Genomic DNA, 14,209 nt, shown 5'->3' with positions numbered 1-14,209 from the left:
CAGACCTTAAAGTTGCATCGTCGACAAGCGAACCAACAGTCCGATTACCTCAATCATCCCGCGTCAGCACTTCCAGCAACTCAATCTCAAACACCAGATTGGAATTCGGCGGGATCTTGCCCATCGTCCGCTCGCGGTAACCTAGGTGCGCCGGCACCAGAAGTTTGCGTTTGCCGCCGACCTGCATGCCCATCAAACCTTGATCCCAGCCCTTGATCACGCGGCCAGTGCCGATCACGCACTGAAACGGTTTGCCGCGACTGTGGGAGGAATCGAACTCGCTGCCGTCTTCCAGCCAACCGGTGTAGTGGGTGGTGATCAGCGCGCCTTTGACGGCGGCTTTGCCTTCGCCCACCTGAAGATCGATTACCTGCAGTTCATCATTCATGACATTCACTCTATTGTTCAGCTGGCCGCCGTTTTCCCAGAATTGCCCGTCAATGGCAACCCGTAAGCGCAGATCAACGCTGTATCCGAAGCGAGTGATGAAGAATTAACATAGCCAACCGCCATTACCTCCCGGATCGACTCGCCATGCTGGCAGCTCCCCAATGACTCTGCTCTGGATCAGCCTCGCCATCGGTGTGGTCATGCTAGCCGTCATTGCCTTGCTTATCTGGCGAGAACGCGGTTTGCGCAAGCAACTTGCCGAATACCGTGAACTGCTGACACGTGCCGCCGAAGGCCAGAACATTCATCAGGACGGCGATGTCGAGCGTTTCAAGCGCAGCCAGTATTTTGCGCGCATCGGCACCTGGGATTGGGAAGTCGACTCAGACCGTCTGTACTGGTCGGATGCGATCTACGGCATGTTCGGCTTCAAGATCGGCGAAATCACACCGTCCTATGCGCTGTTCTGTTCGTGCGTGCACCCGGACGATCGCGTCAGGGTGCGCGCCGGTGAACTGCGCTGCCTGGAAACCGGTGAAAACCACGATGAGGAATACCGCGTGGTCTGGCCCGACGGCACGATTCGCTGGCTACGGGAAACCGGCAACGTGGTGCGCAACGACCACGAGGCGGTGATCAAAATGATGGGCGTGGTGCGCGACATCACCGAAGAGAAAGCCTCGGCCAGCTACCTGCAACACCTCGCCCATTTCGATCTGCTGACCGGCCTGCCCAATCGCCTGGTGCTGGAACAACGCTTGTCCGAAGCGCTGGATCACGCGAGGCAGACTGACACGCGCGTAGCTCTGGTATTTATCGACCTCAACGGCTTCAAAACCATCAACGACCACTACGGTCACGCCGCCGGCGACCGAGTCCTGATCACCACGGCCACGCGGCTGAAACGCATTCTGCGCGTCACCGACACGGTTGCGCGCATTGGCGGTGATGAGTTCGTCGTGATCCTGCAAGGCCTGGCACCGGGCCTCGACCTGCAAGACGAAGCCCGCAGCATCTGCCAGAAAATCTTCATCGAACTGTCGCCCCCGATCAGCATCGGCAACGACCAGCGCCACATTGGTACCAGCCTTGGGGTGGCGGTATTTCCGGATCACGCGATAGCCATGGATCGCCTGCTGCACATTGCGGATCTGGCGATGTATGAGGCCAAGCGCAGTGGCAATAATCAGTATCGGTTGGGGGGTGGGCAGGTGATGAATCACATTCGGGTCGAGTAGGTGAATAATTCGAGGCGCTACCTAAATAGCGCCAAGTTAAAATTCGCCTGACAATCTAACGTTTCAAATAAACGCCGATAAAGTCTCAGAGTTTATAATCCGACATCATCGCTTCGACAAGAACATCAGTCCTGGCATCGATGTGCTCATCATTCCAACTGGCGGTACCTGAGAGACATGAAATTTTTCTTCCGACCTTGAACTTCAAGTCATTCAGCAATAAGCCGTTTTTATATCCTATAGCAGCCTTATCACCCGCAAGCGTGACCAAAGTCTTCTTCTGCTTCTCAACCAATTCAGCATTGGACAAATTTGAATTATAAGCAGACAGTGTCAAATTACCTATTTGATCGGCAAATTGTTCCTGAATTTCAAGCGCTTTCTCAACGTCGCCACCTGCCAACATCTCAATCCAGCCCGACTTCAATGTACCTTGAGGAAGAACATGTTCAATTGTCCAGACATATCGCCCTTTGTCGTCTCTGCGCCACAAATCAATCTGGCGCTCTTTTGTTTCGCGCCCCATCACATAATTGCACAACAAGTAACGAGCAACGACCGGGTTATAATAATAGATATGAGTACTCAAGGCTTCTTCAAAATCCCCATCGTCCGCAGGCGCATCGCTACCCTTCGCCTTGAGCAAAGTGCCGCGAACCAACTCATAAGAAAAGCCCCCACTCTTCTTAATGGTCTTTTCACAAACACTCACAAGATCGATAAACAAACCATCTAAACGGTTAGTGGCAGGGGTGCTGGTCAGATTTCGGCGCACAAAGTATCGTGAAAGAAAATCGATTGACTTATTTACGTCAGCAGACGCACAACACCCATTCTCTTCTCTATCCAACATATAAAGCAAAAACTGATGACTTGGCTTGGCATCCAGGCGCGATAAATTCAACAGTTTCGAGCGACGCAATGGGGCAATATCTGCACGTTCCGGCTGCGTAATAGCAGTATAAAAACTGGCACGCCGGGCTAGAGCATCCAACAAATCGCCTGCATCCTTTTTTATCAAATACTCAAAAATAGAAATCAACGAGGTCTTGGTTGCTCGTTTAAAATTAGGGACGCTCCGCCCCGCCTCCACTTGAAATGCATTATAAAAGTGCCGCAGATAGCTTTCATGAAGACCTGCATCTGGTCCCAGACTTTCGGTCATGGCGGACCAAGTTTCGAAAGCCTCATCAATAGCACCAGTGCTATTTCTTTCCAGCGTGGCCAACATTGCGTTCTTGATAATATCCAGAGCGGATAATGGTACACCTCGATTGTTAATCGCCTCAAAAAGTCTGAAGGCATCAGAATGACTGTCGACCTTGATGTGAATAAAAATCAGTGCATTTACTCGTTGGGCCAACAGTTTAAGCGCCGTCACATCGCTGGGTAACTCTTCAGAAAAATAACGAATGCATTTAGCTATACGACGATTACCCCAGTTCCTCGGTGCCTCGTGTTCAACAAGCGCTAACAACCTGTAATGACTCAGAGCATTAATATAATCAACACGATTTAAATCCTGACTCGACGGCAGTATCCGGCAATAATAATCGGTACGATTTTTTCGACCAATATAAAAATCACCCAGCAAAGTATTCCTGCTTGAATGAACCGGCATCTTTTCATCTTTTTGATATCTGCGCTCTCGTACCACCTTACGACGAACATCATCCATCAATGCTTTTAAATCAGCAATATCGTCCTCATCCAGACTGGACTGCTCTTTCAAATCAACCTCAGCCGAAAGCACTTCATTGAGCTTTGACCAAATAGCAATCAACAAGCAGGAAATAGTGGTAATTCGCTGTTGACCATCGATCAGTTCATAAACCCGAGGTTCGCCCGGCGCACCAGAACTGGCATCTACGCAAATAACTGACCCCATATAGTGGCCTTCCTTGTCATTTGCATCATCATTCACATCATCCACCAACTGTTGCCAGTCGCGGGCGGACCATGAATAAGGTCGCTGATACTTCGGAACCCGATAGCTTTCCTGCGTACCCTCGATCGTAAGAAGTTTACTTAATGGCTGTTTTGACGGTTCCATTCGACGATTCGCTAAGCTGATAATATTTTAGTTATCCCGGCATATTCTTGCCGAATCCCTGCATGCTTTTTCACAAAGCGGATTCTAATTAAAATCATCAGCAAGTGTCAAAGAGCCATCACTGAATAGTGATCAGAAACCAATATCTTCTCAGCTAGCAACTTTTACCAAAACCTCTATGGGAGGAGCCAAGTGTTATGTCTTACGCCCTAACCATTCCTTCGATTCAACGAAAATGGTTAGAGCGCTACATTGTCTAACGCTCTACCGGTTTGATTTCCATAATCGTCCCGTTAGTGATCTTTACCAGCACGTATTTGTCATTGATCTGTACCCACTGCGACTGGTCTTCCGGCTGCTTCAATCCTTTCTGGTTCCAATTTTTCAAGGCCTTTTCACTACGCTGATAAACGTCCGGCGCGCGGTCGCCTATGGTCAGCTCACGGTCGCCGGTGGGGGAATGTTCGACGGTGTTGTTTGAGGTTTGCGCCGCTTGAACAAGTGGGCTGATCCCGGCGATGCCGGCGACGAGGGCCAGTCTGGCGATTAGGGTTTTGCTGTTCATCGGTGAACCTCCTTGAAGTGGGTGATACCTGAACTCGGACTACCGGGCTCGGGAATCATTCCTTGTTTTTTTGCCTGGGCTGGCTGGGGATTGTAGTTGTCTGAGCGGCCGCCATCGCTGGCAAGCCAGCTCCCACAAAGTTTCGGGGTGTCTGCAAGAACAGTGGGGGCACTGCGCCTTGTTTTTTGCCTGGGCGGGCTGAGGATTGTAGTTGTCTGTGCGGCCGCTATCGCTGGCAAGCCAGCTCCCACAATGCATCAGGTCGTTTACAAAGGTTGTGTACACCAAAGAAACCTGTGGGAGCTGGCTTGCCAGCGATGGGGCCGGCACATTCAACATCTTCATTGGCTGGCACACCGCTTTCGCGAGCAGGCTCGCTCCCACAGGTTTAGTGCTGGCCGCGAGGGATTGATCCGCTTTACACATCAATCCATGCCAACAATGCAATTAACAGATTGTTACATCTGCGCCACCATCCGCCCCAATAAAAACCGTGCGCCGCCCTCCCGTCGCGCACGTCATAAAAGCGGTGGAGTACTTTCTATGACAGCCTCAATCCCACACGGCGGCTCGCGGGCCGGCGCCATTTTCCGGGTGACCTCGGGCAACTTTCTCGAACAGTTCGACTTCTTTCTGTTCGGCTTCTACGCCACGCAGATCGCGGCGGTGTTCTTTCCGGCGAGCAGTGAATTCGCCTCCCTGATGATGACTTTTGCAGTGTTCGGGGCAGGCTTTTTGATGCGCCCGCTGGGGGCAATCGTGCTCGGTGCCTACATCGACGACGTCGGCCGGCGCAAAGGGCTGATCGTCACCCTGTCGATCATGGCAAGTGGCACGATATTGATTGTGTTGGTGCCCGGTTATGAATCGATCGGCCTGTTGGCACCGGCATTGGTGCTGATCGGGCGCTTGCTGCAAGGTTTCTCCGCCGGTGCGGAATTGGGTGGGGTGTCGGTGTATCTCTCGGAGATCGCCACGCCGGGCCGCAAAGGTTTCTTCACCGCCTGGCAGTCGGCCAGTCAGCAAGTGGCGATCATCGTTGCAGCGGCGCTGGGCTATGCGCTGAATGCGTGGATGGCACCGGATGTGATCGCCGACTGGGGCTGGCGGATTCCGTTTTTTGTCGGTTGCATGATCGTGCCGTTCATCTTTTTGCTGCGACGTAATCTGGCGGAAACCGAAGAGTTTGCCGCACGCAAACATCGCCCGAGCATGAAGGAAGTGTTCCGTACCCTCGGCCAGAACTGGGTGGTGGTGCTCGGCGGAATGCTGATGGTTGCCCTGACCACGACCGCGTTCTACCTGATCACCGTCTACGCACCGACCTTCGGCAAAACCGTGCTGCACCTGAGCACCGCGGATGCGTTGCTGGTGACGCTACTGGTCGGCGTGTCGAACTTCTTCTGGCTGCCGATTGGCGGCATGCTGTCCGACCGCATCGGCCGTCGTCCGGTACTGATCGCCATGTCGCTGCTGGCGTTGGCCACGACCTACCCGGCGCTGTCGTACCTGGTGCAGGCACCGAGTTTCAGCCACATGCTGCTGTCGTTGTTGTGGCTGTCGTTTATCTACGGCCTGTACAACGGCGCGATGATTCCGGCGCTCACCGAAATCATGCCGGTGGAAGTGCGGGTCGCCGGTTTCTCCCTCGCCTACAGCCTGGCCACGGCGATTTTCGGCGGTTTCACGCCGGCAATGTCGACCTTCCTGATCCAGTACACCGGCGACAAAGCCGCACCGGGTTACTGGATGAGCATCGGTGCGCTGTGTGCCTTGTGCGCGACGCTGTACCTCTATCGCCGCGCGGGTGGTCGTCTGCAACCGGCGACGGCATAAGGAGCGATCGAGATGAAAAAGCTATTCAACCTGACGGCCATCGCCCTCCTCGCTTTCAGTGCCTTGGCGCAGGCCGAAGAAGTGCGCGTGATGACTTCCGGTGGCTTTACCGCCGCTTACAAAATCCTCGGTCCGAAGTTCGCGGCGGCCACCGGCAACACCCTCGACACCACGCTCGGCCCGTCGATGGGCAAAGCCCCCGAGGCGATCCCCAATCGTCTCGCGCGCGGCGAGCAGGCCGACGTGGTGATCATGGTCGGCTACGCCCTCGATGACTTGATCAAACAGGGCAAGGTCGACCCGGCCTCGCGGGTCGAACTGGCAGATTCGCGGATCGGCCTGGTGGTGCGTGAAGGCACGCCGAAACCGGACATCGGCAGCGTCGAAGCGCTCAAGCAAACCCTGCTCGACGCGCAATCGGTGGCCTACTCCGACAGCGCCAGCGGCGTGTACATCGAGCAGCAGTTGTTCAAGAAACTGGGGATCGAAGATCAGCTAAAACCGAAAGCGCACATGATCCCGAAAATCCCGGTGGGCTCGGTGGTCGCCACGGGCGACTATCAACTGGGCTTTCAGCAAGTCAGCGAGTTGTTGCCGGTGCCGGGGGTGAGTTTTGTCGCGAAGATTCCGGAGTCGGTGCAATCGGTGACGCGATTCGCGGCCGGAATTCCGCTCGGTGCGCAGCATCCAGAAGAGGCAAAAGCCCTGCTCGCCTACCTCGCGGCACCTGCCGCCCAGACGGATGTGCAAGCCACCGGGCTGGACTCGGTCAAGCGTTGATCGTCGGCGGCTGGACTTTCATCTCCACCACCAGCCGCTCCAGCTCCAATGCCGCCGGGGTCAACGTGCGATCCCGGCGTTTGATGATGCCGACGCTGCGCATCACTTGCGGGTCGGTCAGCGGCACCCGCGTCAGAATCGGATGATCCGGCCCGGGCATTGCCATCAGCGGCACCGCGGCCACGCCCAACCCCGCCTCCACCAGACCAATCATCGTTGTCACATGACGGGTTTCGCAGATGCTCTGGCGCTGCGGCACGACGCTGCTCAAGGCCTGATCGAGCAGGAAACGATTGCCCGAGGTCTTGTCCAGCGAGATGTAATCCTGCTGATAAAACTCGTCCCACGTCACGCTGGCGCGCCCGGCCAGTGGATGATCACGGCGACAGGCGACCACGTAGCTTTCCTGCACCAGCGGTTCGAATTCGACTTTGGCTTCCTGGGTGCCCATGAAACTCAAACCGAAATCGGCTTCGCCATTGACCACTGCGCTCAGGACATCGTGGGCGCTGGAGTCGAGCACTTTGACTTTGATCCGCGGGAATTGCTGGTGATAACGCGCAACGACGCGGGGCATGAAGTAGTACGCGGCGGACGGCACGCAAGCGACAGTGACGTGGCCCAATCGGGTCGAGGCGACTTCGCTGATGCCGAGCAACGCCACGTCGAGGTCATCGAGCAGGCGTTCGACGCTGGGCATGAAGCCACGTCCGGCCTGGGTCAGGCTGACTTTGCGCGTGGTGCGCTCGAACAGTTTCACGCCGAGGGCGTCTTCGAGTTTTTCGATGCGTCGGCTCAGCGCCGGTTGCGACAGGCGCACAGTGTCGGCGGCCTTGCGGAAACTGCCCTGCTCGACCACCGCGCGAAAGGCTTGCAGGTCGTTGAGGTCGAAGTTGATGGCCATGGACGCACTCGGGGAATTGATTCGCAGAGGTTATAAATGTAACCAATTGATGCAATTTGTTACAGCCGCCAAGCAGTAAAAACCCGCCACAAGGGCGGGTTCGGGTACTGCCGCGTCACGCCATCAGCGCCGACGGAAACAGGCCTTGTCACTCCAGCCGCTCACCGCCAGACAGTTTGGTTCGACCTGCAGTTGCAGATCCTCAAACATCGCCGCCAACTCTCCGGGACCGTGCTCGGCCTGCCACTGCACCTTCATTAATCGCGTGTCAGCGGCAACGTCAAACCACTGCACGTCCTCGGTCGATCCTTGCGTGCGCAGGCCAAGCTTCTGCAAGGGACTGGCGCCGGTATAGGGCAGCTTCAACCGGGCCTGAGTTGAGTCGGTCCAGACCTGCTGCTGAGTCGACCCATCGGCAAACTGCCAATACACGTCCACCGGTTTGATCGGCGGTGCGGGTACCGGGTCGTAGTGGAACAGCTCGATCAAGTAGTGATTCTGAATTCGGCCTTGCTCATCCTCGGGTAAAAACCGTTGTGCATCGGCCAATTTATCTTCCTGCGGCTTGTCGATGACGATGGGCTGGAGCTTGGGTTTTTTCCAGTTGAAGCTGAACAGACGCGTGTCGGGCGAGACCTCCAGCCACTGCTCGGGCGCGGTGTTTTTGACGCTGCTGAAGCCGATTTTGCGGATGGTTTTCTGTGAATCGTAAGGCAGCCAGAGTCTGGCCGGGATGCCGGTTTCCAACGGCAAAGGACCGCTGACGCCATGGTCGAACTGAACGTAGACAAAACCTGGCTGGACCTTTGGCGCCTCACGCAAACGCGCATAGCGCATCTCTAACAGATAGTGGTTGCGCCATAGGCCAGCGCGTTCATCCGGATAGTGCCTGGCATTGTCTTCCAGTTGCGCCAGGCTGATTTCCCCAGGCTCTTCGAAGGCCAGCGCCTCGGCGGGTTGCGCACTGGCCTGGCTTTCCAGCGTGACGACGTTGTCCTCGACGTACCACTTGCCGCTGGCCATGCCGCTGGCGGAACCATATTCCATCCCGGCCTTGAATGTCCCGTCTGCCTGCAGCAGCAATTCGGCGGCCATTTCCATGACGCCGGACAGGTAGTAGTGCCCGGGCAATGTCGAGGATTCGGCGTTGGCGTCAATTGCGGTCATACATACAAGCCCGGCACACAGCAGGGTTCTAAAATCCATTCTGGAGAAGCTCCTTGTAACGTCACGGGGTATCGAGATGATCCTGACGCTTCGGCTGCGCCTTGCGTCGGGGCTGCACGATACCACCTGACGTACGCCGCATGATCAGTGAAACCCGTTCTGCAGCGGGATCTTCTGTGGATCTTGAATCGATTCAGCCCTTATCCTTGTCGCCCCCGCCGTACCGTTGTCAGGAGTCAATCCATGCCCCATGAAGGCAATCTGTTGCAAGCCGCCGTTGTGTTTCTGTTCGCCGCGGTGCTCACCGTGCCATTGGCCAAACGTCTGCAATTGGGCGCGGTGCTCGGTTATCTGTTTGCCGGGGTGATCATCGGTCCGTCGGTGCTGGGCCTGATCGGCAATCCGCAAAGCGTCGCGCATATTTCCGAACTGGGCGTGGTGTTGCTGCTGTTCATCATCGGCCTTGAGCTGTCGCCACGACGCTTGTGGGTGATGCGCAAATCGGTGTTTGGCGTCGGTCTGGCGCAGGTGCTGCTGACCGCTTCGGTGATTGGCGTGCTGGCGCTGTCGGTGTTCGGCCAGCCGCTGAACAGTGCAATCGTGTTGGGGCTGGGTCTGGCGCTGTCGTCCACCGCGTTTGGCCTGCAAAGCCTTGCCGAACGCAAGGAGCTGACCAGCCCTCACGGGCGCCTGGCGTTCGCCATTCTACTGTTTCAGGACATCGCCGCGATCCCGCTGATTGCATTGGTGCCGATGCTCGCGGGCGGTGATCACACCACCAGCAATGCCGAGAGTTTGAATCACGGTTTGCAAGTGCTCGGCGGGATCGCCGTGGTGGTGGTCGGCGGGCGTTATCTGCTGCGCCCGGTGTTCCGCGTGGTGGCGAAAACCGGTCTGCCGGAAGTGTCGACGGCCACGGCGCTGCTGGTGGTGATCGGTACGGCGTGGCTGATGGATCTGGTCGGTGTATCGATGGCGCTGGGGGCGTTTCTTGCCGGGCTGCTGCTGGCGGACTCGGAATATCGCCATGAACTGGAAGCGCAGATCGAGCCGTTCAAGGGCCTGCTGCTGGGGCTGTTTTTCATCAGCGTCGGCATGGGCGCCAATCTGAGTCTGCTGCTCAGTGCACCAGTCACCGTGTTGGGGCTGACGCTGCTGTTGATCGGCCTGAAGCTGCCGCTGCTGTTTGTGGTGGGACGCCTGGCCGGCGGGTTGAACAAGATCAGCGCGATTCGCCTCGGCATCGTCCTCGCGGCGGGCGGTGAGTTTGCTTTTGTGGTGTTCAAGATCGGCCGCGATCAGGGTCTGTTCGAGCCGCGCCTGTACGACTTGCTGGTGCTGACTATTACCCTTTCGATGGCGCTGACGCCGTTGTTGCTGTTGATCTGCGCACGGCTGGTCAGCCCCAAGGTGCAGCCCGTGGAAGTGCCACAGAAATTCCGCGAGATCGACACCGACACCCCGCGTGTGGTGATCGCCGGCATGGGCCGGATGGGCCAGATCGTCGCGCGGATTCTGCGTGCGCAAAACATCAAGTTCGTCGCGCTGGACACCTCGGTGGAGACCATCGAACTGTCGCGTAGCTTCGGCGGTGTGCCGGTGTTCTATGGCGACCCGATGCGCCCGGAAATCCTCCATGCGGCGAAGGTCGGCGAGGCGGAATATTTTGTGATTGCCACGGATGACCCGGAGACCAACATCAAGACCGCCGAGGTGGTGCGCAAGCTCTACCCGCACATGAAAATCATCGCCCGGGCGCGCAACCGTCAGCATGTACATCGCTTGGTGGATGTCGGCGCGGAGGCGATTCGGGAGACCTATTATTCAAGTCTGGAAATGAGCCGGCGCACACTGGTCGGTCTCGGCTTGACCCAGGCGCAGGCCGATGCGCGGATCAAGCGTTTCAAGCATCACGACGAACAGGTGCTGGAAGCGCAACACGCGGTGTACGACGACGACGCCAAAGTCTTGCAAACCGCCCAGGAAGCCCGGGCGGAGCTGGCGCGGCTGTTTGAGTCGGATCAACTCGAAGAAGAATCGCGCAACACCTGATCTTCTTGGACATATCAAAATGTGGGAGCCTGGCGCTCATAAAATCTGCCAGCGCCGCAAAACCTGTAGGAGTGAGCCTGCTCGCGATGGCGGTGTGTCGGTCAGCCTATTCGTTACTGACGGATTGCAATCGCGAGCAGGCTCACTCCTACAGGGGGTTGTGTCAGGCCATCTCCAGTTCGAGTGATTGCTTGACCGGGGCTTTCTCGAAACGGTCGGCGAGGAACGGCGTGATATCCAGCGGCAGCGGTTCGTCGTTGACCAGTTTGTCCAACAGCACACCGGTAATCGCCGAAGTCAGAATGCCGGTACGGAAGTGCCCGCACGCATTCAAATACCCCTCCACGCCACGCATCGGCCCAAGAATCGGCAACTCGTCCGGCGAGCCCGGGCGCAGGCCGGCCCAGGTGCGTTTCAGGTTGACGTGCGCAAGCTCCGGCAGACAGCGCACCGCGCCCTGCACCAGCCCGGCGATTTCCGGGTAGGTGGTGGTGACGTCGAAGCCTTTGTCTTCGGTGGTGCTGCCGATCAGGATCTCGCCGTTATCCTTTTGCGCGACGTAGCAATCGCTGGTGGTCAGGCAGCCGTTGAGGATTTTCGGCATGCGCTCGGTCAGCAGAATCTGGCCTTTGACCGGTTTCACCGGAATGCGAATGCCCGTGGCCCACTCGCTCAGATCCGCCGCCCAGGCACCGCTGGCGTTGATCAGTGTCTTGCAATGGAACACGCCCTCCTCGGCCGTCTGCACGCCCGTCACCCGCGAGCCGTGATGCAACACGCCGGTCACATTGGTGTTGACGAAGAAGTCGACGCCATTCTGCCGCGCACCTTCGGCATAGGCGTCGGCGAGGCGGAACGGGCTGACCTGGTGGTCGCAGAGAAACTCCAGCGCCCCACGGGCTTCATGGCTGACGCTCGGTTCCGACTCGCGCAGCGCGGCCTGATCGAGCCAGCGCACCTGATCGGCCAGATGCGGAATGCAGCTGACGATGTGCTCGGCGTAGAGCCGGTCCTCGTCGTCATAAATCACGAATTTCAGCCCGGTCTTTTCGAACTTGAAATCCATGCCGTGGTTGTCTTTCAACTCACGGTGCAGCTCTGGGTACAGCGCATTGGACTGCAAGGCGAAATCGAAGAATGACTCCGGCAGGATGTGCGGCGTGCTGGCGTCCACCGCGACCGCCGCGCCCTGGGTTTCGCGCTTGCGGTTGGCGGACATCATGCGGAAGAAAATCACCCCGCAGCCGAGGCCGACCGACTCGCCGATCGCCCACAGACCGCCGGCCGATGCACGGGTCGCATTGCCCGGGCGCTTGGCGTCGATCAGCGCGACCTTGAGGTTTTTGCGTTTGGACAATTGATAGGCGCAGGACGCCCCGATCACGCCACCGCCGGCGATGACCACGTCGTAGAACTTACTCATGGGAAGCGGCCTCCGTGCCGATGGACTGAAACGCAGAAAAAGGGATCGGATCGATCGGGAAACGCGGGCGCAGCCAACCGACATCCTTGCGCCCGGTCGCCTGGCGCAGACGGTCGCTGCAATAGCCGACGCACATCCGCCCCTGACAATCGCCCATGCTCACGCGGGTACGCATTTTCAGGCTGGCGATGTCTTGCACACCCTGCTCCAGCGCCCGGTCGATGTCGGCGCGGGTCGCGTGTTCGCAGCGGCAAATCACTGTGTCGGCAGCAGGCAGCGCCGTTTGGCCAACGCCGCGTTCGGTGTAGCGATCCACCGCCGCACGGAAACGCACGATGGCTTTCAGTTTGCCCAGATAACGGTCGCGGCGAACCCGGGCCAGTTCTTCTTCCAGCACACCGCGTTGCAGCAGGATCGAAGTCGCGGCGATCCTGCCGGCCAGCATCGCTGCCTCACCGCCGCGAATCCCGCCCATGTCACCGGCCAGATGCACATGAGGCTCGTTGCTTTGCTGCCAGATATTCGAGTTGGCGCGCAGATAGCCGTCGTCGCTGAAACCGTGATCGAGGCCCATTTGCTGACTGAGTTGGGTGCGCGGAATGAAGCCGTAACCGACGGCCAGAGTCTTCGCTTCGAAACGCTCGACGCGGGTCATGTCCGGTTCCCAGGTGTCGGAATACGGGGCGACGCTGACGCTTTTCAGCTCACCCTCACCATGCGCCTCGACCACGCCCCAGCCGTAGTTCATCGGGATGCCGTGCAGTTTCAGGTAGGCGAGCATGCTCAAGCCATCGAGGAACAATTGCGGCTTGTTCAGCAGTGCCAGGCTTTCGCGGGCAATCTTGCCGAACGCGCAGGCCTCATACACGCCCGCAACCTTGACGCCGGATGCATGCAGTTGCGTCGCCACCAGCGGCAGCAGCGGCCCGGTGCCGGCGATGATCACCGGCCCTTGCGGCTTGACCACGCCACTCTTGATTTGCAATTGCAGACCGCCGAGCAGGATCACTCCGGGCAGCGTCCAGCCGGGAAACGGCACACTGCGTTCGTGGCAACCGGCGGACAGCAGCAGTTGCGAATATTCGTACTCGTGCAGTTGCTCGTCGCCGTCCAGCACCACCAGGGCACGGGTGCCTTCGGCGCCGACCACGCGATGATTGAGGTGCACGTCGATCAGGCCTGATTGCTCCTGGAATTCTCCGTGCAGTTTGCCCAGCGCTTCGGAATAGCGTGGGCCGAGATAATCCAGCTGCACGCCGTCACGCAGCGGGCCGCGATAGACCACCCCACCGAGGCGCGAAGCCTCTTCCAGCAAGGTGCAGCGCACGCCGTGGCGAGCCAGTTCGATGGCCGCTGCCATGCCCGCCGGACCACCGCCGACGATTACCGGTTGCAGGCTCATACGACCTCCTGCCCGGCTATGCGGTTGACTTGGGTTTCGATGTGCATGCCATCGCGCACCACGGTCTGGCAGGCGCGGCGTTTGTGCCGGCCATTGATTTTCACCAGACAGCACTGGCACACGCCCATGCCGCAGTAAGCGCCGCTGATCTGGTCATGATCGTTGCGGGCGATCTGGCGTACGCCGAGAGATTGAATAACGCTCAGTACGGTTTCGCCGATGGCGGCCGTGACCGGTTGACCGTTGATATGGACAGTCATATCCGCCTGCGCCAAGGGCTGGATATCGAAGGTTCTTTCTAGGCAGTGCATTGCGGTGTTCATCCGTGAAAAGGTTCAGGGGAGAGTTGCGTCAGCTCCTTGCTGCACTACACCTTGCGGCCCGGATAATTCTTCGATC

At 57.9% G+C, this 14,209-nt stretch carries 12 protein-coding genes; 4 read left to right on the top strand and 8 right to left on the bottom strand.

All coding sequences use genetic code 11. The features are described from left to right. Positions 1–49: 49 nt before the first annotated feature. Positions 50–388, bottom strand: a complete 339-nt coding sequence (locus tag ACIOWE_RS08190) for an FKBP-type peptidyl-prolyl cis-trans isomerase (RefSeq protein ID WP_401389632.1) — start codon at positions 386–388, stop codon at positions 50–52. Between the two features lie 163 nt (positions 389–551). Here ACIOWE_RS08190 and ACIOWE_RS08185 point away from each other — a divergent pair, with 163 nt between their 5' ends. Continuing rightward, on the top strand, positions 552–1,628 hold the full coding sequence (locus ACIOWE_RS08185; RefSeq protein ID WP_401389629.1) for a diguanylate cyclase domain-containing protein: 1,077 nt from the start codon (positions 552–554) through the stop codon (positions 1,626–1,628). An 85-nt stretch (positions 1,629–1,713) separates the two neighbouring features. Here the strand turns inward: ACIOWE_RS08185 and ACIOWE_RS08180 are convergent, their stop codons facing one another. Both ACIOWE_RS08180 and ACIOWE_RS08175 read right to left on the bottom strand, forming a co-directional pair. Beyond that, complete coding sequence (locus ACIOWE_RS08180; RefSeq protein WP_401389626.1) at positions 1,714–3,681, bottom strand: DUF262 domain-containing protein; 1,968 nt, start codon at positions 3,679–3,681, stop codon at positions 1,714–1,716. Positions 3,682–3,937: 256 nt separating this feature from the next. Beyond that, positions 3,938–4,246 (bottom strand): RcnB family protein, encoded by a 309-nt coding sequence (locus ACIOWE_RS08175; protein ID WP_401389623.1) that lies wholly within the window; start codon positions 4,244–4,246, stop codon positions 3,938–3,940. Between the two features lie 543 nt (positions 4,247–4,789). Between ACIOWE_RS08175 and ACIOWE_RS08170 the strand changes: the two genes are divergently transcribed. After that, entirely contained in the window at positions 4,790–6,082 is a 1,293-nt protein-coding gene (locus ACIOWE_RS08170) for an MFS transporter (RefSeq protein WP_401389620.1), read from the top strand. Positions 6,083–6,094: 12 nt separating this feature from the next. Continuing rightward, a complete protein-coding gene (locus ACIOWE_RS08165; RefSeq protein WP_401389618.1) occupies positions 6,095–6,862 on the top strand; it encodes a substrate-binding domain-containing protein in 768 nt (255 codons plus the stop codon). Here ACIOWE_RS08165 and ACIOWE_RS08160 read toward each other — a convergent pair. Together ACIOWE_RS08160 and ACIOWE_RS08155 are read right to left on the bottom strand one after the other, a co-directional pair. Further along, complete coding sequence (locus tag ACIOWE_RS08160; RefSeq protein WP_401389615.1) at positions 6,852–7,766, bottom strand: LysR family transcriptional regulator; 915 nt, start codon at positions 7,764–7,766, stop codon at positions 6,852–6,854. The two genes, ACIOWE_RS08165 and ACIOWE_RS08160, sit on opposite strands and share 11 nt — an antisense overlap. 123 nt (positions 7,767–7,889) lie before the next feature. After that, on the bottom strand, positions 7,890–8,933 hold the full coding sequence (locus ACIOWE_RS08155) for a hypothetical protein (protein ID WP_401389612.1): 1,044 nt from the start codon (positions 8,931–8,933) through the stop codon (positions 7,890–7,892). A 243-nt stretch (positions 8,934–9,176) separates the two neighbouring features. On the opposite strand from ACIOWE_RS08155, the gene ACIOWE_RS08150 reads away from it, so the two are divergent. Next, entirely contained in the window at positions 9,177–10,985 is a 1,809-nt protein-coding gene (locus tag ACIOWE_RS08150; RefSeq protein WP_401389609.1) for a monovalent cation:proton antiporter-2 (CPA2) family protein, read from the top strand. Positions 10,986–11,148: 163 nt separating this feature from the next. Here the strand turns inward: ACIOWE_RS08150 and hcnC are convergent, their stop codons facing one another. The 3 genes from hcnC to ACIOWE_RS08135 are packed head-to-tail and all read right to left on the bottom strand — an operon-like array spanning position 11,149 to position 14,121. After that, positions 11,149–12,408 (bottom strand): cyanide-forming glycine dehydrogenase subunit HcnC, encoded by a 1,260-nt coding sequence (gene hcnC, locus ACIOWE_RS08145; RefSeq protein ID WP_401389606.1) that lies wholly within the window; start codon positions 12,406–12,408, stop codon positions 11,149–11,151. Next, positions 12,401–13,810, bottom strand: coding sequence for a cyanide-forming glycine dehydrogenase subunit HcnB (hcnB, locus tag ACIOWE_RS08140; RefSeq protein WP_401389603.1), 1,410 nt, complete (start codon positions 13,808–13,810; stop codon positions 12,401–12,403). Before hcnB ends, hcnC begins: the two co-directional genes overlap by 8 nt. After that, a complete protein-coding gene (locus ACIOWE_RS08135; RefSeq protein WP_103307239.1) occupies positions 13,807–14,121 on the bottom strand; it encodes a (2Fe-2S)-binding protein in 315 nt (104 codons plus the stop codon). The genes hcnB and ACIOWE_RS08135 overlap by 4 nt, the downstream gene beginning before the upstream one ends. Between the last annotated feature and the right edge of the window lie 88 nt (positions 14,122–14,209).

This window comes from Pseudomonas sp. NPDC087598 (assembly GCF_044743525.1).
Classification (GTDB): Bacteria; Pseudomonadota; Gammaproteobacteria; order Pseudomonadales; family Pseudomonadaceae; genus Aquipseudomonas.
This window is presented reverse-complemented; position numbering and strand designations above follow the sequence as displayed.

Excerpts from the sequence above, each read along its gene's own strand:
- ACIOWE_RS08190 (WP_401389632.1), bottom strand. The coding sequence starts at position 388 with ATGAATGATGAACTGCAGGTAATCGATCTTCAGGTGGGCGAAGGCAAA.
- ACIOWE_RS08185 (WP_401389629.1), top strand. The coding sequence starts at position 552 with ATGACTCTGCTCTGGATCAGCCTCGCCATCGGTGTGGTCATGCTAGCC.
- ACIOWE_RS08180 (WP_401389626.1), bottom strand. The coding sequence starts at position 3,681 with ATGGAACCGTCAAAACAGCCATTAAGTAAACTTCTTACGATCGAGGGT.
- ACIOWE_RS08175 (WP_401389623.1), bottom strand. The coding sequence starts at position 4,246 with ATGAACAGCAAAACCCTAATCGCCAGACTGGCCCTCGTCGCCGGCATC.
- ACIOWE_RS08170 (WP_401389620.1), top strand. The coding sequence starts at position 4,790 with ATGACAGCCTCAATCCCACACGGCGGCTCGCGGGCCGGCGCCATTTTC.
- ACIOWE_RS08165 (WP_401389618.1), top strand. The coding sequence starts at position 6,095 with ATGAAAAAGCTATTCAACCTGACGGCCATCGCCCTCCTCGCTTTCAGT.
- ACIOWE_RS08160 (WP_401389615.1), bottom strand. The coding sequence starts at position 7,766 with ATGGCCATCAACTTCGACCTCAACGACCTGCAAGCCTTTCGCGCGGTG.
- ACIOWE_RS08155 (WP_401389612.1), bottom strand. The coding sequence starts at position 8,933 with ATGACCGCAATTGACGCCAACGCCGAATCCTCGACATTGCCCGGGCAC.
- ACIOWE_RS08150 (WP_401389609.1), top strand. The coding sequence starts at position 9,177 with ATGCCCCATGAAGGCAATCTGTTGCAAGCCGCCGTTGTGTTTCTGTTC.
- hcnC (WP_401389606.1), bottom strand. The coding sequence starts at position 12,408 with ATGAGTAAGTTCTACGACGTGGTCATCGCCGGCGGTGGCGTGATCGGG.
- hcnB (WP_401389603.1), bottom strand. The coding sequence starts at position 13,810 with ATGAGCCTGCAACCGGTAATCGTCGGCGGTGGTCCGGCGGGCATGGCA.
- ACIOWE_RS08135 (WP_103307239.1), bottom strand. The coding sequence starts at position 14,121 with ATGCACTGCCTAGAAAGAACCTTCGATATCCAGCCCTTGGCGCAGGCG.